Origin of the sequence: Haloferax sp. S2CR25 (assembly GCF_031624535.1) — an archaeon.
GTDB lineage: Archaea > Halobacteriota > Halobacteria > Halobacteriales > Haloferacaceae > Haloferax > Haloferax massiliensis.
The window spans coordinates 1-20,712 of the sequence record NZ_JAMQOO010000009.1 but is presented as its reverse complement, the minus strand read 5'-3'; the positions used below and the strand labels follow the sequence as shown (position 1 = coordinate 20,712).

14 protein-coding genes are annotated in these 20,712 nt (G+C 58.3%); 1 reads left to right on the top strand and 13 read right to left on the bottom strand.

Translation table 11 applies throughout. The annotated features are described in order from the left end of the window. Positions 1 to 1,005 precede the first annotated feature (1,005 nt). From NDI65_RS17320 to NDI65_RS17260, 13 genes are all read right to left on the bottom strand, one after another. Positions 1,006 to 2,520 carry a primase-associated protein gene (locus NDI65_RS17320; protein ID WP_310893898.1) on the bottom strand — a complete coding sequence of 505 codons (1,515 nt, stop codon included), beginning with the start codon at positions 2,518 to 2,520 and terminating at the stop codon, positions 1,006 to 1,008. Beyond that, positions 2,517 to 3,413, bottom strand: a complete 897-nt coding sequence (locus tag NDI65_RS17315; protein WP_310893897.1) for a DNA primase — start codon at positions 3,411 to 3,413, stop codon at positions 2,517 to 2,519. Before NDI65_RS17315 ends, NDI65_RS17320 begins: the two co-directional genes overlap by 4 nt. Continuing rightward, complete coding sequence (locus NDI65_RS17310) at positions 3,413 to 7,660, bottom strand: hypothetical protein (protein WP_310893896.1); 4,248 nt, start codon at positions 7,658 to 7,660, stop codon at positions 3,413 to 3,415. The genes NDI65_RS17315 and NDI65_RS17310 overlap by 1 nt, the downstream gene beginning before the upstream one ends. A gap of 172 nt (positions 7,661 to 7,832) precedes the next feature. After that, complete coding sequence (locus NDI65_RS17305) at positions 7,833 to 8,339, bottom strand: metal-dependent hydrolase (RefSeq protein ID WP_310893895.1); 507 nt, start codon at positions 8,337 to 8,339, stop codon at positions 7,833 to 7,835. 1 nt (position 8,340) lies between these two features. Next, positions 8,341 to 10,680: a hypothetical protein gene (locus tag NDI65_RS17300; RefSeq protein WP_310893894.1), complete on the bottom strand. Its 2,340-nt coding sequence runs from the start codon at positions 10,678 to 10,680 to the stop codon at positions 8,341 to 8,343. Continuing rightward, the gene (locus NDI65_RS17295) at positions 10,680 to 12,374 is read right to left on the bottom strand and encodes a hypothetical protein (RefSeq protein WP_310893893.1); all 1,695 of its coding nucleotides are present in this window, start codon (positions 12,372 to 12,374) and stop codon (positions 10,680 to 10,682) included. Before NDI65_RS17295 ends, NDI65_RS17300 begins: the two co-directional genes overlap by 1 nt. A gap of 1 nt (position 12,375) precedes the next feature. Beyond that, the gene (locus NDI65_RS17290; RefSeq protein ID WP_310893892.1) at positions 12,376 to 12,738 is read right to left on the bottom strand and encodes a hypothetical protein; all 363 of its coding nucleotides are present in this window, start codon (positions 12,736 to 12,738) and stop codon (positions 12,376 to 12,378) included. A gap of 148 nt (positions 12,739 to 12,886) precedes the next feature. After that, a complete protein-coding gene (locus tag NDI65_RS17285) occupies positions 12,887 to 14,668 on the bottom strand; it encodes a hypothetical protein (protein ID WP_310893891.1) in 1,782 nt (593 codons plus the stop codon). A gap of 227 nt (positions 14,669 to 14,895) precedes the next feature. Then, positions 14,896 to 16,551, bottom strand: a complete 1,656-nt coding sequence (locus NDI65_RS17280) for a hypothetical protein (RefSeq protein ID WP_310893890.1) — start codon at positions 16,549 to 16,551, stop codon at positions 14,896 to 14,898. 132 nt (positions 16,552 to 16,683) lie between these two features. After that, a complete protein-coding gene (locus tag NDI65_RS17275; protein WP_310893889.1) occupies positions 16,684 to 17,022 on the bottom strand; it encodes a hypothetical protein in 339 nt (112 codons plus the stop codon). Between the two features lie 180 nt (positions 17,023 to 17,202). Beyond that, on the bottom strand, positions 17,203 to 18,639 hold the full coding sequence (locus NDI65_RS17270) for an ATP-binding protein (protein WP_310893888.1): 1,437 nt from the start codon (positions 18,637 to 18,639) through the stop codon (positions 17,203 to 17,205). Positions 18,640 to 18,781: 142 nt separating this feature from the next. Then, the gene (locus NDI65_RS17265) at positions 18,782 to 19,609 is read right to left on the bottom strand and encodes an IS5 family transposase (protein WP_310893887.1); all 828 of its coding nucleotides are present in this window, start codon (positions 19,607 to 19,609) and stop codon (positions 18,782 to 18,784) included. A 254-nt stretch (positions 19,610 to 19,863) separates the two neighbouring features. Continuing rightward, the gene (locus NDI65_RS17260) at positions 19,864 to 20,067 is read right to left on the bottom strand and encodes a hypothetical protein (protein ID WP_310893886.1); all 204 of its coding nucleotides are present in this window, start codon (positions 20,065 to 20,067) and stop codon (positions 19,864 to 19,866) included. Between NDI65_RS17260 and NDI65_RS17255 the strand changes: the two genes are divergently transcribed. Beyond that, the coding region (locus NDI65_RS17255) for a trypsin-like peptidase domain-containing protein (protein WP_310893885.1) at positions 20,057 to 20,712 on the top strand (656 nt) is incomplete at its 3' end. The genes NDI65_RS17260 and NDI65_RS17255 overlap by 11 nt on opposite strands.

The following is a 20,712-nucleotide window of genomic DNA, read 5'->3' as shown; positions in this document are numbered from 1 at the left end:
CCACACCCCGTCAGGAGGGGATGGACAACGGGCCGCCCCCGGCGGCCCGTGCGGTCCCTGCTGGGTGTGTATGTCTACGTGGGGCCACCGGCCCCGCAACGCGATGCGGTTCACACCCAGCAGGCAACCGTCCATACCCCGACGCCAAGTCCGTCATGACGTCTGAATGACTCCGCCCTCCACGGCGATAGAGTGGACCGCCTGTCACGGCGTAGAGTGACCCGCCCAAACGGCGGCAGAGTGACTTGCTCATACGCTCCACCTCAACCTCCACCAGTTCACGCTCATCAAGGGGCCGACCACCCACTCCCAAGCAGGTGTTCTTTCCTGTATCAACAATCCGATAGACTGCCTATCTGGCGGCAGAAGATTTCGGCCGTCCACCCGCGGCCTGAGCCAACCCCTCTCTCCTCTTTCTGCATATGGCCCCTTTCCTTTGGACAATAAAATCCATATGCAAGAGGCCGTTATGAGTCCAAATATCTTTAGAGAATCTATCGTCTCCTCTCCGTCCGTTAAATTGGGTACGAAAGAGATTTTGAGTTGTGAGAGCTCGCTAATTGGCCACGAATCGGTGCGATATGGCCTGAGACGCAGAAATCACCCTCCTAACAAATAGTTAATCTTTAATTGTGTATAAATTGGTGCGAACAGAGGTGTGGAAAGGGAAAATCGACGAGTCGATTCTGAGCCGTCACCAGTTGTAGTGGGAGAATACAGCAGAATTGGACTCCACGGTCTCTGCGGCACTCAGAAATTGGGTGCGAAAAATCGGCTGAAATGGCCACGATTGGACGCGACAGGCTCTAAATTGGGCGCGAAAGGGTGCGTCCAATGGGGTGGCCACGACGCAGGCAGATTGGCGAAATACGATGTGAAATAAGTCTGGTAGGTAAGCAAGGGTGGCCGTTCCTTACACCATCATCATGCGGTGCTTCGTAGCCCTCGCGAGAGAGGTAGCTCAACGCGGTTCGAGGACTCGAAAAGAAAGAGATCGATAGTCGGTCAGTAGTAACCGTTGAACCCGTCTTGAGACTGGGCCTGATCGTACATCCGATCGGGGAAATCGATGCTCCCCCAGATCGAATATTCGCACTCGTTCTGACCAATGCAGTAGCGCTGCATATCGTCGTTGTCACACCCCATCGGGAGGTAGTCGTCACCGTCCGAGTTCTTCCCGTGGGCGAACTCATATCGCACCTGGTAATCGGTCTCCTGTTCGTCGTACCACGGCCACCGACTGAACACATCTTTCAGGTCCTCGACGATGACGTCGATATCTGAATTCGGCTGGTACTTCGGGAGCCACATGACCATGCGAGCGAAGTTGAACAGGTCCTTCCGAACGGGCTTCTCGTTCTGGAGGCGTTCATCCATCGCAGCCATACAGGGAAGCTCGAAGAGGTCCTCCAAGCCCTGCACGGTGATCTGTTTCGAGGAGCCGCCGTAGCCGGAGAGCTCGTACTTGTTGACACGACCACTGCGGTCGATGCTGACGCTCTTGTGGTCTTCGTTGTCACGGAGGATGTTCGCGATGCCGGTCGCACTCGAGAACTGGTCGGCGATATCGAACTCCCAGCGGTGTTCCGGGGAGTACGACGCGACCGCTTCGTAGATCTCGGTCGCGGTGAGCTGTTCACCGAGCGCGACGTCGTCCTCCTCGGCGGCCTCGACTACGTTCACGATGAGCTTGACCTGTTGCTCCTCACGACTCCAGTTCTTCCAGATACGGTCGTGATGACCGGTGTTGAAGAATCGGTTGATACGGTCGGTGACGCCTTCCTCGTTCTTCGCGAGCCAATCGCGCTGGTCGGGTGAGAGGCTGGACTCCTGTGCGTGGAGGATGCGCTGGAACGCACCGCCTGCGTACTCCCGGTAGCGTTTATCGAGGTACTTGGCAGGGATGTAGAGGTTGTTGTCCGCGACCTCGGTCACGAGGTGTCCGCCCGCCTCGTCGTCGACGTGGATGAGGCACTTCCGGGAGGCAGCTACCATCGGGATCTCGATGTAGAGCCCGTCCCCAAGGTCGGGGCGCTCGACGATCCCGGTACAAACGCGACCGGCGTGTGGGACACCGTCGACGGAGCCTTTCCCGAATATGGTCTCGGCGATATCCTGTGCGAACGAGGGGTCGTCGAAGTCGTGAATCAGTGAGAGGACGTTGTTCGTATATAGCTCCTGGATGTTCTCGATGAGTTTCAGTCGACCCGTGGGCGTGTCTTTCAGCCGAGGGTGTTCCTGCACGCAGACTGCGGCGAGAGTGGCGAGGACGGCGAGCGTTCCCGGTTCATCGACGTAGGGGCGACAAAGGGCACGTTCCCGGACGTCCTCGTCGAACGCACCCTTCGCGAACGTCTCGATATCCTTGATGAGTTTGTCTGTCTGGTCCTCACCGTCTGCTTTCCAGCGCCCGTAGCCGCGCCGGAACAGCTGGTTGAATCCACGAGTCTGGTAGTCGTGCGGGAGTGCAGCGGCGCGCAGGGCCTCGCGTTCGTTGTTGTAGGGGTTCTTCCGAGTCATGCGGTTTCAGCCTCCTGCTGGAGAAACTCTGGTCGGGCGTCTGTCCGGAAGTCGAAGTCTTGGCTCTCGATGGGCTGTACGACCCGGCAGACGTCCGTGTGGAGGCTGTAGGGGAGCCGGGCGACTCGCCGCTGGTCGGCTGTCACGACCGGGTCGATTGGTATGGCGTACTTCTCTTGAAGGAGGTCGTTGAACACTTCCCTCGATTTCGCGTCGTAGGAGTGTTCGAGGTCGGTATCCAGAAGGTAGACGTGGACGCCCTGTCCGGTGTAGACGACCTGCGTCTCGTCTGCGTTGAAGACGTCCTCGAAGAGGCGCTTCGTCTTGAAGCCATACTCGATAGCCTTCCGGATATCCTTGAACTCGTAGGGGTAGTCCTCGGGCGCACCGGGCGTGACCCCGGCGTGTGCGAGTAGCGTCTCCTGGTCGTCGTAGCGGTCGCCGAGAGTTCGTTCGGCGCGCTGCTTCGCGACGTCTTTCGCGTCGATGTCGACGAGCATGACCCACGGCCGGTCCCAGTTATCGAGCGCGTAGTAGACTGCGTCGGTTGTCGGGTTTGACACGCCGGGTATGTCGGGATCGGCGAGACCAACGTTTGTGTTCCGGAGGGGGTCGTTCCGTGCAGGCCACCGGATGAAGTCGACGATCTCCTGCATTGATGTGAACTGCTTGCTCGTCGGCTCCCCGTCCCAGTTGGTGTTCCGAGTATCGCGACGGATGAAGTCGCGGTCGGGGATATCGTCCTTCTTTACTGGATGGGGTTCTCGGAACGCGATGGCGTACTGCTTCGGCCCGGCAGGAGTGATGTGCTCTGGGAGCTGGCCGAGGCGGTCTTGGAACTCACCGTCGTAGTAGGCGGATATCTCGTCTGAGGTTGCTTGTCTCCAGGTCATCAGTAAAGTTCCTCGTTTAGGTCGCTAAACCGGAGGATGCGGCTCATACCGTCGTCGTTCATGTTCTCAACCGCCTCCTGCATCTTAGGGAACGACTTCGTGATAGTCGTGGTCAGTTCAAGGTCGATGCAGTCACGCTCAATCAGTACGTTCAGGATTTCGATGGCCTCCGTTTTGTTCTTGAACGCCCAGACAGCAGACGCGTCGACGCTCTGGAGTTGCTGGTAGTCCTTCTCAGTCGAGTCGGCATTATTCGAGGAGCGTTCGACCTCGCCGACCCACGCGATCCCGTCATCCTCGTCGAACGCGACGGCGTCGATGATGGTGTCCGGGTCGTACTCGTAGTATTTCTCGGCCCGTTGGATGACGCTCTTCTGCTCGAACCACGTTCGTAGCATCTCAACGCCGACCTTGTGGGGAGTCTTCTCACCGAGGTCGCCGCGACCGGGCATCGCACGGAGCTTCTTCCCGATGAGCTTCCGACCGTCGGGAGTGACGGTGTAGTACCGGCGGCGGCATACTCGGTGGCTCTCGATGAACCCTCGTTCTTCGAGACTCCCGGTGTCGATCTCCTCGAACCCATCCCGTAGCTTGGTCATGGATTTCAGGAGATTGTACCCGGGGACGTCGTCGTTCATCGCGTCCAGGACCAATCCGAGGAACTTCGCCTCGTCGCGGGTGAAGCCCTCTTCTTCGAGTGTCGCATCGTCGACGCCAGCGACCGCTTCATGGAACGTCTCTGCGTCCAGTTCGTCTTCATCCTCGACCTGCCCATCGTCCTCGGTAGCACTCTCGGCGTCTTCTGTCTCCTCGACCGTGGCTTCTTCATCGGCAGTAACCAGCGACCTCATCTCACTAAACTCAACGTCGACGTTCTGACCTTCCGCGTGGCCGACGATGGCCCCGAACTTCCCGTACAGAGTCGAAGGATTCTCTGCTTCGTCAATTAGGTGCTGGACAACGGCGAGTACGTCGCCCCTTGTCTCAAACTGGCAGCATTGCTTCGCGGCACTGCGGTCTGCACTCGCGTACTCGGCCTCACAGATGGTGCAGCGGTAGACGTTCCCTTCCTTGTCCACCTCGATATGGGCAGGGAGTCCGTCAGCGTACACGGATTCCGTCATCGGCGAACCGGTGGAGGACGATTTCGATCCTGCTTCAGAGGTGCTCTCCGAGTCCGAGTCGATAGTCGCTTGGGTGGTGTTTGGGCTGTCCGTAGTCTCTTCGGCCGTCGACGGAGATTCCCCGCCGTCTTGACCCGGTACAAGCCCCATCTCTGCGTCGATCTCGTCCAAGAAGTCGCCGCCACCAGCCGAGTCAGCAGGCTCCTCGGTAGCGTCGGCGGTCAATTGTGGAGCCGCCTCCGATGTGTCCGTGGTCGCCTCTTCCGTAGCTCCGGAGGACGCGTGCGTTGGTTTCGCTGCGAGAATACTACTGCCCACCTCATCGGCTTGGGATTCGGCAACCTGCTCACCGTCGTCGACACCCCAGAAGACGCTGTCGCCGTCGCCCATATTCTCGTCGTCCCTAGCAGGTGCGTCAATTCCGTAGTGGGTCGCTGTTCGTGTCTCGACGCGGGGGAGTGCAGAGCTATTGAAGGTCGACGCTTGATCAGGGTGGAGCGGATCGTCGCTTTCAGTAGTTCCCGGAGGGATCGGGAGCGGTTTCACGGTGAACAGTTCGGGAGCAGTCTTCCCGAATCCCGGGCTCGGGAGCTGGGCGATCCACTCGCCCGTCGGGAGCGCGGTGAGACGGTTCCTGAGTTCGACGGGTTCCAAACCTTCATGTGCGAGGGCTTCCGCGAGGTCTGAGTCGATTTCGACGTTCCCGACGAGCTTCGTCTTCACGTTGTTCAGTATTTCCCGGTAGGCGCGGTCTCCGCCGTCGCCAAGGTTGACTTGTTCGGAGAACTGCATGATGAGCCCTATTGCGAGACCGAACGACCGACCTTGGGGGAGGAGTTGTTTGTAGACGAGTTCACTGGAGGCAATATCAGCGGCCTCTTCGAGAATGAGGTTCGCGACGTAGTCGTACTCCGCCTGTGGATCGCGACGGCGGACTTGTACCGCGTCCCATACGTTCGAAAGTAGGAGGAGCGTGAACGCCTGCTGCGCCTCGGGACGAAGATCACCCGTGTCGAACAGGAGAACAACATCTTCTTCGAGGAAGTGACGGAAATCGAATACGTTGCTCGCGTACCGTTGATTCTCGTAATCCCACTCTGGAACGTGGCTGAAAATCTTGTAGAGGTGCGTGTTCTTTTTGATCTGGTTGATACGGTGACGGGCCGCCTCCATAGACTGCGTGAACTGCTGGGCGTCCTTCTCGAAGTGCGCGGACAGTTCATCCTCAACGTCTCGATTCTCTTCAGATATTGGGGGCGTCTTCTGCTCTTTCAGCATTGTCCGTACCGCTTCTGAGAGATCGTCGATACCGAAGGCGTCACTCCCATGCTTCTCGTCGAACAGGGCTTTGATGAGCCAGTCGAGAATCTCGTTCGCAACGAACGCCTGCTCGTAGAGTTCGGAGTCCATGACCATCCGCAGAATCTCGTGGAAGTGGTTGATTTTGTCCTCAATGACGTCTTCACGACGACGACCCGCTTTCAGTGCCGGTCGAATGTCAAAAAAGGAGAATGCAGGGAGAACATCGGGAATGTGAAAGTACAATACGTCGTCCAGCGTGTTGTACTGCTTGTAGTGGGCGCGGAGGTACTCCATGCACATACCGTCGCCTTTTGGTTCGACAATGGCTGTCGGCCCACGAATATTAGCGTGTGCGGTGAGCAGGTCGTTTTGGACGGCAACGGACTTACCGGACCCTGTAGACGCGGCTCGGAGGTAGTGCCGTTCGAGGTGACGCGGCCCCAGTTGGACGGGTGGGTTGACGACCTTCCCGTTCTCGTCCATCGCGTACCCGATGGCCATACCCGGTTCCTCGAAGGCTTCCATCACGTCCGGGTCGGGTCGGGGGAGCGGGTCGCGGGCTTCGGCTTTCCCTCTTGCTCCGCGCTCACCGGCGACGGTGAGCGTTCGAGAGCTGGGGACGGAGATGAGGTTCGCGAGCTCGTCTGCGTTTAGTACGAGATGCTTCCGTTTCTTCCCGGCTTTCGAGGTGACGAGTTCCCGATCAAGCATCCGTCGGAACTCGATTTCGGAGCGATTCTCTCCTCGACGCATCCACTCAACGGCCTTGTCCTTCCAAGAACCTTTGAGAACGTCTCCCTGTATCGAGTAAAAATACCCATCCAAGTGGTCGAAGGCACTACAAATGCTACTCATCGTCGGCTCAATCACGTCGACGGGATAGTCTCGCCGTGGAACTGCTGCCGCGCGAACGTTGACGGTGAACGTCTGGCCGGGCGACTTCAAGTCGATGAGGGTCTTCCGTCCTGCGAGGTCGCCTGTTACTGCGGTCTCGCTCTGCTGGCTTCCTTCCCCGACCTCGGTCGCGGTGTCGCTTTTGTATCGCTCGCGCTTCTCCTCGGTCGACATACCGAACACCGCGTCGTTGAACGTCTGCGACACAGCGGCGCGGAGGCCGTCCTGTCCAAGTCGAATGTCGTTCTTCCGTTTCGACGCGGCCCCCGACCAATCAGGACGGCGCTGGAACAGAACTTGGTAAGCGATGGGGAAGTCGGTATGCGCCATTTCCTCGATTATGTCCGAAAGCGGGCTTCGGGGAGGAGCCTCCTCGTCCTCAACCTGCTCGCGCTGCGTGAACCGACGAAGCGGTGTCATCCAATCCTTCGACTTCTGCCCGAGACCGCCCCATCGTGTGACGAAGGGGTCGATTTCATCGATATCAGGACGGATCTCTTCGGGGTCTTTGAGAGTGTCCGGGAGGTTGTCATCCTCGGATTCCGGCTCGTCACCCTCAATCGTGTAGAGTGTCTGCTCGTCGTACTCGTCCGGATCGTAGTCGAACTCGTCTAACCGTGGTATGAGGGCAGTGGCGAGGTCGAACTCGGCTTCTCGATAATCGAAGGAGTCCGGATACATCGATCGGAGCTTTCGGGCAAGCTGATCAAGCATCTCGTCAGGTTCGCATCCGACGTAGAACTCGATCTGTTCGTCGGCTCCGGAACTGTAGATGATGAACTCGAACGTGGGGGTCTCAGCGCTCCCCATCAGCTTGTTGAGCATCCCCGAGTCGCCGAGTTTCCGGAGTCCCGCAATGTATCGGACGACTGTCTCCGGTGCGAGGATTCCTCGGGACGGCTCGATTTTTATGTATTCTCGTTTCATCTGCGACACCTCCGTATCGTTTTGTGATTGGTCTGGTTCATATTCCTTAGTTCTCCGAACTGTTTATGAAGAACCCATGTACGTGACGTTAATAAATCCTATTAGGAAATCACATTGAATCTCCAAAAGCTTCAGAGAGCAGTACAGAGCCAGAAACGTTCGAATGGGGAAATTAGATGACGACAGCGTAGACAACGATTTGAACGGCGATTCCCGCTGCTAGGAGAGATACATTCCAGATGGTTGAACTTGCGGTCGTGAGACCAAGCCGTGCCTCACGGTCGCTGATCGGCCAGAAGGGGTGAATTGCATAGTCCCCACTCCCGACAGTCAGCGAATCCGCGAAGAGATGGCTGAGTAGTCCGACGAACAACGCACTCGCCACGTACCCAAAGAGGAGTACAGCCGGGAGGTCTCTCCACGGGAGGACGATTTGGACGAGTTGGAACAGCAGCACGCCCCCAATGAGTGCGACCGCGACCGCGAAAACAATGGTGTGCGTGATTCCGCGGTGCTTCACAAACGGGATTCTTTGGTCGGTGTCGGGAAGCATCGCGACCGTGAACGCGAGGGCAGTGAACGGGAGTCCGGCTCCGGGATTCCCCGTCGTGAGGATGAGCAAGACCGAGGGCGGCGCGGCGAACAGCAACGCCATGCCCTGATGCCCCTTCCGGTACATCTTAGGCCCTCACTTGCGCTTTCACGTTCTCAGGGATAGCGTAGTCGTCCAGTTTTCCCTTCTCTTCCAGGTACTCAAGGTCGTCGTAGGTGATGTCCTTGTGTTCCACAAGGTACTCCCACGGGTCTTCATCGTCGTCGAGGATGTGGTTCTCGAACTCACCCGTCCGAACTTCCAACCGACGCCGCCCGTGGCCCGTCACGGAGAGAAGGCACTCGGAGTAACCCGACTTCTGTCCGCGAGCTGCCTGCTCGATGTACTGCTTCTCGCGCGGGCTGAGGTCGTAGTAGTCCACGACTTTATGAGAGACGTTCTTTTGATAGAACATCTGCTTAATGTCACACTGATCATAGATCTCCTGCACCTCGTCGCCGTCAACGAACTCTTCGGCCGTTTGGCTGATGAGCGTAAGTCCGGCGTCAAAGTGGCGCGCGTGCCGAAACCAGAGGTTCAGAAGCGAGCGCGTCCCCTCCTGCTTCAGGAGATAGTGCGCCTCCTCGAACGTGACGTCCATCCGACCGGGCGTCGTCTGCGTGCGCCTGTAGGCCCAGTCCAGCATGACATGCATGAAGAGAGGGGCCTCGCTTCCGTCCGCGAAGTTCGACATGTCGAACACGACGAGCTGGTCGTCCAGCGAGACGTTCGTGTGGCCGTTTAGGTTGGAGTTCGGCCCGTTCTTCTGGAAGGCTTCGAGACCGAGCAAGAGGTCGTCGGCGTGGGCACGCTGCTCTGGACGGAGGTTGTCCTCCATCCGCTGGATGTGCCGCATGATCTGCTTCTTGTCGTCGATTTCGTCGGAAAGTTCTATGAACTCCGTAGGTTCCTCACCATCGGCGAGCTTCTGAAGAATGTCCAAGAAGTCTTGGAACGTGGGGTTTTCGCGGTGGTGCGTGCTCTCGTCCGGGGTAATTCCATTCTGGAGGTACGCGAGGTGGAAGACACGAATCGAGAGCCCTTCCTTTGCAGACTCGAGGCCGCCCTTCTCCTCGAAGTGCGTGTAGAGCATCCCGACAAGCGACCGAATCTTGTCGTTGTAGGGATCCTCGATGACGTCGTCGTCGGACGGGGCGATAGCGAACGGGTTGATGACGTAGTCTCCACCGAATCGGATGACCTGTCCGTCCATTTTCTCTACGAAGTCGACGAAGTCGTCCCCCAACGGGTCGAACATGATGCACTCGATCCCAGGGTCAATCTGGAGGCGGCGGTAGATGCACTTCTTCGTGTCGTAGGTCTTCCCGGACCCAATCTTCCCGGTGACAGCCTTCGAGTAGCCGGAGAGGCTGAACTTGTCCAGCATGATCGGTCGCGACGTATCGTCGAAGCCGAGAAGGATGCCGTCGGGGTCACTGATAGCGGGCTCGACGAAACTGAACGTCGTCCCGAGTGCTTCTTCCTGGAGCAGACCTGTGTTCTTGATGTTGTCCTTCCCGACGGGTGCGACGGTGTTCTGCGAAGCGACCTGCATGTTCTCCAGCGGGACGAGTTCGGCGTTCTTCTCGCTAAAGAGCTGGATGATGTCGCGGGTCGCGGTGTCCAGTTCCTCTTTCGTGCTCCCGACAACTTCGATGTAAATCGCGAAGTCGTAAAGTTTCGTAGAGCCCTCGACAATGCGGTCGATGAGCCGGTTGATCGCCGCCTTCTCCTGTTCTTGCTCGTGGGTGTCCGTCCGGTTCTTCTCTTGTTTCCGGATGAGTTCAACCATGACCTGTGTGAGCTTCTTCTGGAGTTTTCCCAGAATCGTGGACGTGTCACGCGGCGTGATATGGTAGCTAACGCGGACGTCCAGGTTGGTCGTGAACAGACCAGTGAGCCACCCAATCGGAACCTTGTCGGGGAGCTGGCTCAGGGTGAGCACTCGAACGTACTGGCCGTTCCGCTCGAAGTAGTCGGCTTCTTCCTCAATACGGATAGGCGCGACAACGCGCTGGTCGGCACGCTTCCTCTCACCGTCGTCTTGGACGATTCCGAGACGGAGGTCGTCCTCGTCCATCGTCTCCAGTTCCCGGATCTGTTCCGCCTTCTCCTTGATGCTCTTCCGAGTCGGTTCCTCACCCTCAGCTTTCAGGATACTGACCGCAAGGTCGAACGTGTCCTCGTCGACGTCGTCCAAGGAGCCGAACCCCTGCGACCGTCCGACACTTCGCTCGGTGTTCCGGAGTTTTTCGACACCGATTCGAACGCCACGGTAGCCGCCGTAGAGAAATACGATGATGAGACCGATGGCGGCTATCGCGCCTCCTGCGACGGCAGCCTCACCGTACTGGTTGATGAGTTGCTGTACGATCTGTTGTGCGGCGTTGGGTAGGTACTGTTGAATCGCTCCTAGACTGATCGGCATTAGTGGTTACCTCCGGGGGAGACGATGTTCGACAACTTCTCCGTGTACGTGGCGTGGTTGTACTCGTCGAAGGGGGAGTTCGAGTGGTTGTAGTAGCGGTACAAGATATCCATCATCTCGCCGCGGTCGTTGACCAGCTCCGTCCGAACACCAGTGTTCGCGAGCTTCTCTCGAAGGGAGTGCCGACGTTGGTTGACCTCGGCGACACAGCGGTCTTCGCTCGCGACTTGGTCCTCCTCTTCATCACTGGAGGCGGTTCGCTTCACCTTCTTCGCGAGGTTCTCAAGGATAGGGATGCCGTCGAAGGCCCCCGACTTGTTCATGTAGGAGTAGACCTGCTCTGCCCGGACGCGAACGACGATGTAGTGGTCACGGTCCTTGACGTGACGGTTGTCGATGGCGTTCTGCGTCCAGATGACCTGTCGTCGTCGTCCGTGCGCGAGGAACGGGCTTTCCTTGTCGTGGTTCGCTCGGTTGTCGGCGTCCTTGATGTTCGAGGTATGGTGGGTGACGTCGAAGTCCCGCGGAATCGCGACGATCTGGATGGGGAACTGGACGGCTCCACGGAGGAACGAGACGAAGGCGCTGAAGACGCTCTGCTTCTCCTCGTCGTTCAGTACCAGCCAGTTCCGGGGGGTGACGTGGATGAGGCCGATGTAGTGGTCGTCATCGACCGCGACTCCATCGTCTCGCACGTACTCGAACCCGAGCGTGTCTTGAGTGAGCGTGCTGCGCCGCGTGAGGCGGTCGTAGATGACGTAGTCGTCGTCGGGGAGGACACGGTCGCGCGCCGTTGGACGGGCGGAGTCGTCGCCCGTCTCGATATCTCGCTGGATGCGTTCCTCGTCAATCGTCTTCGGTTCAGCTGGCTCGCTGGCTGGCGAGTCGAGAGACTCCGTCTGGCGACCCTCGAGGACACTCTGCGCAGTAGGGATTCCCTCGCCGATCTCGCCCTCGTGGTCCAAGCTCTCCCCGTCCGGCTCGTTGGATGTCTCGTCGTCGGGGTCATCGCTCTCGACCGGGGGTTCTACGTCGGCGGCCTCAACCGTTGCCCTCTCGGCGTCTCCGTTGCCGGGAGCGTTGTCCGTCACGCCGCTCTCGGCGTCGTCCCTGCCGTTATCCTGACCAAGGGGGTGCTGGACGTTGGCTGGCGAAGCGTCGTGTTCACGCGCTTCTCCGGCCGTCGTAGGCGTCCCCGTGTCGTTGGAGGTTCCCGCTTCGTCGTGGTCGGCAGTGCTTAGGGCGGCCTCGTCGCCGGCGTCGTTCCCCTCGTCGACGTCGGACGCCTCGTCAACCTCGATCTCTTCGCGGGCGTCTTCCGCCTGCTCTGGGGCCAGACCTCCCGACGGGACGTGCGTTCGTTCCGTGGTCTCGTCGGGCTCGTCGTCGACTTCGTCCTCGGCCTGTTCTTGCTCGTCGCGCTTTCGAGCAGCGGCGATCTCCTTCGGGGACACCGCAATTCCAAACTCGTTCGCGGCGGTCTCCAAGAGTGCCTTCAGTTCCGCACGTTCCGCATCGCTGGCCGTTCCCTCTGTGAGTTCGACGCCACGTTGGATAATCGCGTCCCGTGCCGTCGCTTCGTCCTGAGTCGCACCCATCGTCGCTTCGAGACGGTGCTTCATCGGGGTTTCCTGGTCGCGGAGAATGTCGAGCGCAGGGCCAAGGTTCCGGCTCTCGGGGTCTTGAACAGCCATTTTACTCTCCCTCCGAATCTGTCTTCCAGCTATCTTCGTACGTGAGAACAACATCCTGAATCTTTCCGTGCGCTCGACCGCGCTCAGTTGGTCGATTCAGGTAGGTTGTGGTTCCGTAGTTGATGTGAAACCAGCCGATAACCCACTCACGGGGGCGCTGCACGGGCGGTGTGTAGTGGAGTACCAATCCAGCGAAGACGAGACCGACGAGTCCCAACCAGAGGTAGTACATCGTGGGCACGCCGAGGAACTCCGGGATCACCATGAACGCGAAGGGGATCACCAATACTTCCAGATGCTTCACCGAGAGGCCGAACAGGAACTTCTGTTCTAGTAGTCTCCCGGCAACGGGGAACGAACGCATAACGCGTCCTTATCCGTATAGACATTTAATTTTTGTGTGGCGAAATGAATATTGGATACCCTTTGCCGTATTGCGTTTTCTACTCTTTGAAGAATTAGAATGTTTTCAAAACCGACCGACTGCACCGGCTTCTGGAACGACCGGGTGGTTACATGAAGTCAGCAGGGTTTCCCCAATCCCTGTCGTCTTCACCGTTGTCCTCGCTGTTGTCCGATGGATTGGACCCTGCGGGCGGCGATTCGGGAGCGCTCGTTTCACCGTCTCCCTCGCTTCCTGTCCGCCGAAGCGTATAGCGGGGCTTCAACTCCCATCCGGTATCTGTCTCCCCGTCTGCACGGTCGGAGTAGCCACTGGGAGATGTACCTGACCCACCAGCGTTGTCGTCAACGAGACCTCTCTTGGACTGATTGTTGCCACTCTCGAAGAGATCGGAGTTCTCGAATGCCTCGTCAAACGCCTCATCGAACTCATCAGAGAGACCAGCCTGTTCCGACTCGCGGTCAGTCGCGCCCGCCGCGGCAGCGCGGGACCCGTCGACGGGCGTCGAATCAGTAGCACCGCCGGATGCGCCTGATCCACTCGACCCGAAGGAATCGAGTTTGTACTGCCCATCTGAGTACTTCCCCGTGTCTACGAGGGGCCTTTCCCGGTAGCGGTCACGGGCTGCCGTCGCCCACTGCATCGGAGACTGGTTCATGTTCTTTGCGGCGTACGCGGTTCCAGCCATTCCTTCCGTTGCGGCGAACTTCCCGACCGACCCGACACCAGCTGCGACCGCAGTCCCTCGCGGGCCGACGCGATCGGATATCGACGACGCAGTCTCGTTCAACGAGGACTTACCTTGTGCGATGTATCCCTGTGCCCCACCGACAGAAATCCCGGCGAGCGGACCACCGGCTTCGTCGAGTCGGCCTCCCGCACGGCTACCGAGGTCCGACAGGGCTTCTCGCCCTTGGTCGCGGAGACGGGTGATTTTGCCGTCTCCGTTCGATGCCGACGCGGTATTTCCCGAACCGCTACCAGCGCCCCGCGCCCGGGCGACTTGGCTCATCGGGACCCCACCCATCGTCGCGGCCTTCGCCCCAACGACGCCGGCGAGCGCAATTCCCATGAACCATCCGGCGAACTGCCTCCAGAAGGAGATCGTCGCCTGTTCCCCAGCGAATTGGCCACCCTGCATTGAGGCTTGAACCGTTCCCGGGTCGCCACCGGCAAGGGCCGCGCCCGTCGCGAGCGCGGCGGACATGAGAATCCCGGCGAGCAGGAGATACCCAGTCGTCCGGAAGACGAGTTTAGCGATGTGGTTCGAGACTTTGAACGGCCCCCAATCGATGTACCACATAACCATGAGAATCGCGAAGTGCTGGTAGGTAAGCTGGAAGAGGAACTCTCGGAGGAAGAGGAAGAACAGGAGAACGAGTACGCCGAGGATAGACACGCCCATCATTAGGTAGCCAGCGACGACAAGACCGACACCCGCGAGCCCGATGCCTGCGAGTTGATCAAGCATCCCTTGCCCGGCGAACGAGAGGCTATACGAGGTGGGGAAGAGTTGCTGACCGGTCCAGTTGACGAGTTGGAGGCAGATATCCAGCATCGGGGGTGCGAGCGCCATCGCGAAGATGACGGTGACGCCACGCCAGACTTGCCGGTATGGTCGCGCCTTCTCCATCTGTGAGAACGGCATAGAAAGAATGCCGAAAGCGATGACGATCGGGAAGAGCTTGAGTCCGAGCTCGCGGCTGTAGTAGAACGCCTCGTTGGCGGCTGACATATGGTACGGGCTCGGGAAGAACAGGAACTCCGCGAGTCCCGCCGTGAACAGTTCGCCAATCGCGCCGGTAAGCCCTTGCAGGATAGTGTTCAGGAGGTTGATGATCCAGTCCGCACCGACAAATAAAGGAGTCGGTGTAAGCGTAGTCTGAATCATTCCCGGGGATAAGACTGGTACGATTCCCCGATGGGCCAACCACTCTTTTGGCGTCATTTTATCACTTGATGATGCAGCAGTTAATCATCCCAACCCATTCAACGCTTAAAAATCTATGGTAGTATTAGTTCACAAATACAGAAGCGACATACCCACTCACGTACTGCATTTCTTCAGTGAATGTTCAAAGTGAGTGAGCTAAGAGTTTCAATTTGACTGAACGTAATTCAGTCCCGTCGTCGCATCGAATAGGCAAGAACTCCGATGAGAATCCACGGAAGGGCGTACCCCATCGAGACTAGGAGATCGTTAATCACGTGAGAAATCTGGCCCGGTGATTGGATGACACGGGTTGCCTGAGAAGCACCATAGTACTGGTTCTGGTCAACACGCCAATTATCCCCCGCGAACTCAGCAGAGACAACGTTCCGCTCCTTCTCAACGACGATGGCTCCGTTCTCGTTCGTCGTCGCTGCCTCTACCGAGACGCCACTCAAGAGTACGTCCCGATTCGGGACGCCCTCTCCCGACGATGTCACCAGTCGGATTCGGAGCCTGTCGTCCTCAAGACGTGTGAATGTGAACCGGGTCTGGTGGTAGGGGTCAACCTCGGTGGTAACCGGAATCGGCTCACCGTGAATGTCGTAGACGGTCTGAATGCGGTCGGGGGCGTTCTCCAGGACGAGCTGGTCGTAGAGGTAGACCTTACTCGTGGGGAGATTCACGTTCGACGGGAGTGACGCATTCCCGGTCCCGACTTGATGGCGCTGGTAATCGACGACCTCTGGGATTCGGGCGTATCCGATTTCGCCGTTCGAGTTGTACTGCGCCGCGGGTGTGTCCGTCCGTGCGGTGAACTGCATCCGAAGGGCGTGGGGGAAATGGTACTCGCGTGGTGAGGGGCGGTCGTTCGTCGCAACCTTCCCACCCTGATACCGTTGGATAGAGTAGATCCCCCAAACGTTTCGGAGGGATTGTTTCTCGTTGAATGTCGCCCGACTCCAGAGCCGGCGTTCCGTCAGCGAGTCCGGGCCATTGAACGTGAGGACGATGGCTTTCTTGTCCTCGCTGATGTCGATGACACGCTGATGTACCTGGAGTTCCTGATTGGAGGTAATATACGCCCGAGCTGAGTCACTGACAGTGAGCGACTTCGTAATTCGGTCGACGTCTCGCGATTGGAGCAACCACGTAGAGTTGTTCGCGTCGTAGGTGAACGACCGCGTAAGTTTGTCAACCTCGACGCCGATGGTCGCTTCGAGTCGGACGTCCGCTTCCCCGGTTGCCGCTGCGCCCTGGTACTCGATTCGGCGGTCGTCCCCGACGGCGACCCACGTCTGCGAGCCGATAGAAAGTCGTCGAGTGACCGTTTTATCAGCGAGGTCGTAGGCGATACAGTCTTTCGTCCCACCGACAATCTGCCGAGTTCCGTTGACGAGTCTCCGGTCATAGTCAACGTCGCAGTCCCCGGTCGGCATCTCCACGCGGTAGTCGAGCATATTCAATACGGCTCCGTCGGAGGCGATGAAGTACGCGCCGTCGGTCGCGGTCGGGCCGTTGTACTCCGCGCCGCCGTCGACGCCAAGAAATGCGACGTATGCGTCTTTTACCCACTCACCGTCTTTTGGGGTTGGGGCGGAATTTGGCCATTTGCTAGAGGAGCTGTTCCGGGAGACTCGTTCCAGCTGGTTCTCTCGGAACTCTGAGAGGGTAATGTTCTCGCTCCCGACTTCCGTTTGTGGACGAGACGAGTAGTAGTAGAAGTCGTACGCCTTCGCAAGGGTACTAGTCTCCTCATCGACATTTGTGACCCATCCGATGTCAGCGTGCCCGAAGTCCGGGTATTCCTTTTCTTTTGGGTCCTTGTCATCTGCGAAGAACACTCTCGCGTCGTCGGGTGCAGAATTGACGTGGGCCGCTACTGGGATGGCACTAACAAGAAGGAGAGCGGCAGCAAGTAACGCGAATAGACGTCTACGAGACGATAACAGTTGGACAGTCATCGAAGAGCGGGGTTATCCGCCGAAAATGAACCGGATGACACCCATGACCGCTTTCACACCGATGGAAAACCCCATCATGCTAACGCCACCGATCGCCAACCAGCGACCCCACTGAGCGCGGTCGGCGCTGTTCTTCGCGGTGAACCAAAGCACAGCTCCAATGCCCATCACGATCACTCCTCCACGAAGGAGGAGAAGGTCGAAGATAACCTCATGTAATCGATCCATGATGCCTTCCGCTTCGCCGGTTCCTGAGTATGAGCCATCTTGCGCCACGGCCGGTCCCGTCGCTGCGAGGAGCAGAACAGCGAGGGCTACCAGAATGCCCGCGGATCTAGCTTTGGATGCCATAGTTCCCCCATGAGTTCACAGGTTTAAAAGTTTTAGTGCATCAACATAGTTAGACAAAATTGGGGTACGGAAGTCGAATTTTACTGTTCCTACTTCCTAAGTGATTGAATCATTCCAATTCACCATAACGTACTGAAGGCTCTGTCTAATGGTGACGGCAACTGGAAAGGAGTGAGGCGCTTAGGGGAGGTGAGCGTTGAGGTCGTTGTAGGTGAGCGTGGGCGCGTCCTGTTCGGCGGCGTCGAATGCCGCACTGTTGGCGACGGCCTCGATATCCGCAGCACTAAGTCCGTCGCTCTTGCGCGCGAGCGCCCGATAGTCCTCGTCGGAGAGGCTGGGATGACGTTCCCGGAGCTGGACGCGGAAGATTTCTTCTCGTGCCTCCGCGTCCGGGAGCCCGATCTCGAACTGTTCGTCGAATCGGCCCGGTCGGCGAATCGCATCGTCAATGAGGTCCGGCTGGTTCGACGCCGCGATGAGCAGGTAGTTCGTGTCCTCGTCCTCGAGGCGAGCGAGGAACTCGCTCACGACCTTCGTGTCCTCGCTGTGGCCGCTCCCCTGTCGGGTGCGGAGTAGGCTGTCGATCTCGTCAATGAAGATGACACAATGCTCGAACTGTTCGGCCTCGTCGAAGAGCTGTCGAACCTTCCCCGCACTCTCGTTGATCCACTTGCTCGTGAGGTCTGCCTGACTGAGTTCCAAGTACGGGAACCCAAGTTCACCCGCGGTTGCGCGAGCCAGATGGCTCTTTCCCGTCCCGGGCGGCCCGTAGAGTAGGATGCCGGTCGGCGGTGAGACACCAAATCGAGTGTACGCATCCGAACTCGCAGTGAGGGGCGTGATCGCGCGCCGACGAAGACGACTCGTCACGTCCCGGTAGCCACCGACGTCCTGATACGTGAGGTCGGGCGGACTCTCCCAGTCGTAGGTCAGTTCGTCGCTCCGGTCGGTCGACCGAGTCGAGTCTGCCTCCTTCGAGGCCCGGCGCTGCTTCTTCTGCGGTGTCGTTTCGGCCGGTTCAGACGGTTCGACCTGCGTCGACATCCCATCAGTGGCATTCGAGTGGCCGTCTTCTGTGGCGTCCCCCTCGAAGTCTTCGGCCCGGGGGAGTGCCAGACGGGAGATGTACGCAGTCGGGGCAATCAGGAGAAACCACGTGCCGAGCGTGGTTCCCTCAACCGTGAGAGGCCGGATGACCGAATAGGCTCCAGGGATAGTGCCCTGCCAGATCGGCGCGGTCCAAATGATGAACGTAGCGCCGATGGAGAGGTACATCACGTTGTGCGCGAACGGGAGGACGCTCCAATCCCGATCCTTGTAGAATATTCCCTCGATGAGGGCGAGAGGGTACATCGCGATGTAGGATGAGCCCCGCCAGATGACCGCGGCGGCGGCGAGCCCGAGGACAAGACCGATGCCCGTAATGATGATGTGACCGCCCCACCCGCTCCAGCTGGCTGCGTCCAGGATGATACTCGAGATGAGTAGGGGGAAGTAGATGTGCGTCGCAACGACAACAAGCGCCGTCACACCAAGAAGAGTGGTATCCTTCGCTCTTGTACCCCACGTCGGCGTGGAGGAGGAAGTGGACGTGTTGCTTTCTCTACCGTCCATCATAGGTCGAGATATTCCATAGACGATATTTAAATTCAGGGGTAGTGTCAGACAATTTGACGACGAATATCAACCCCCCTGAGCCGATATGTGTGAAGGGTTTATGTATAGACGGCTCTGGTGAATCGCCATACGGCGGTTGATTTCACTGTGTTGCGGCACGCTTGATGTTGTGAACGACACATTTGACGACGAGTTCACGAAATTCTCGGTACCACGTTCGCGCTCGCACGGCGTCGCCGTGCGTGCGCTTGATCGACGAGAAGACGGTCTCACACATCGATCGTTGGCGGTAGCGAGGCCCATCGACGCGCGCGTTGTGCGCGTGGTCGATGGGCCGGAAGATGCGATGTTTAATCAGCGGTCTCACGTCCTCTTCTCGCAGTTTCTCGCGTAAACCCATCCAGTCGTAGCCTTTGTCAGCGGCGAGGCTGTGCAGGTCGCCTGCGTTGCGGTAGGCGACCTGCCAGCCGAGCTGTGTGTCGTGCGTTTTTTCGGTCGTACAGTGAACGTCGAGGATCGCTTGAGTTTCTGTGTCGACGAGAGCGGTCGCTTTCAGTGTTTGAACGCGATAATTCGTCCGGCGGCAGTAGTGCTTGCTGGCGTTCTCACGGTCGAAAAACGTGGCGTCGATGGCGGCGTGACCCGAGGGGTCGTGCAGCTGCGCCGACAGGCGCAGCAGCACTCGCCAGACCTTCATCTCAAACCTATCAAACGCCTTAACCAGCGTCGAGTGGTCAGGGAGATCGCCCTCTTCGAGGCCGATCTCCCCACAAATATGCGGCATCTCGCTCAGCAGATCGAGTGCGTTGCGGTACGATTCATCAAGGTAAACCCGCAGACAGTGCAGCGAAACGAGGGCGTAGTCGGCGAAGCCGCCACCCCCTTCGGGGGCGGCGGCTTCGCCTCGGTCACCAACAACATTTTTAGCTAACGTGACCGCTTTGCTCGTGAAGCGGGAGATTTTCGACATGGATCATCGGCAATCTTCCGCTTCAACTCCTTTGAACTACCGAACGAATCCGACGCCGTCTAGTGATTCACCAAAGCCGTATAGACTAGTCACCAATGAATTGATATGCCTTCCCGCAGAGAATTGTTAGCCGGCATCGGCGGTATCCTTGGCGGAAGTGCCGTTACCGGCGGTGGTGCGTACGCATACACCACGTCTACTGAGCCTTCAGGAAAGCGGCCACGCCCCGCGCCCCAGCCGACGACGAGTGCAGTTCACACGACAAGTGCCAGAACGTCGACCTCAACCCCGACTCCGACCCCGACGACTACTACCACACCGACTACAACTCCAGAGTCCACGACGACAACCACCACGACCACTTCGACCCCGACGTGCGATGCAGAAGAGTTCTCCTGTAAAGTCGTCTCAAAGGCGAAGCAACTAGGTCTCCAGGTTCGGAAATCCGTGGTGTTCATCGAGGCGCGTTTTGGTGGATACTCGTTCGGAGGTGCTACCGGGTGGTTCGTAGACTCAGAGGGGTATATTGTGACAAACCACCACGTCGTAGATGGGGCGAAAGAGCTGACACTCTGGACGGCCAACGGAGACGAATACACCCCTACCGTTGTTGGTAAAAACAAATCACCGGACGTGGCGCTCTTGAAGATCGAAGCAAAGAAGCAGCCTACTCTCACAATTGGTTCCTCCGATGGTCTAGAGGTCGATCAACCGATGGTGAGCGTCGGTCATCCGTCCTCCGTTGGGAATTGGATTATCGGTCTCGGTCAATTCACAGGAGCCATTAATTACGAAGAAGCCCCCGACGACCTCGGGTCAACCCTTCCGGGAACACAAGGAAGCAGTGGTTCTCCTGTTTTCTCTATGAATGGAGAGGTTGTGGGCCTCACCTATGGTGGTATGCCGAAGAACGCACGGATGCCTGGTGAAACTCCAGAAGTGACAGATGATAAGGTGTATGAGAAGTTAGATCCAACGCTCTTCTGTAGGAGATTGTTGATTCAGTTCAGCTGCTGCTCTGAAATCGAAGAGGGCAAGGACACCGCGCTAGCGGTGTCCGACACGAATGATTCCGCTGGATGTGTTTGGCTCGGAATCGCTCG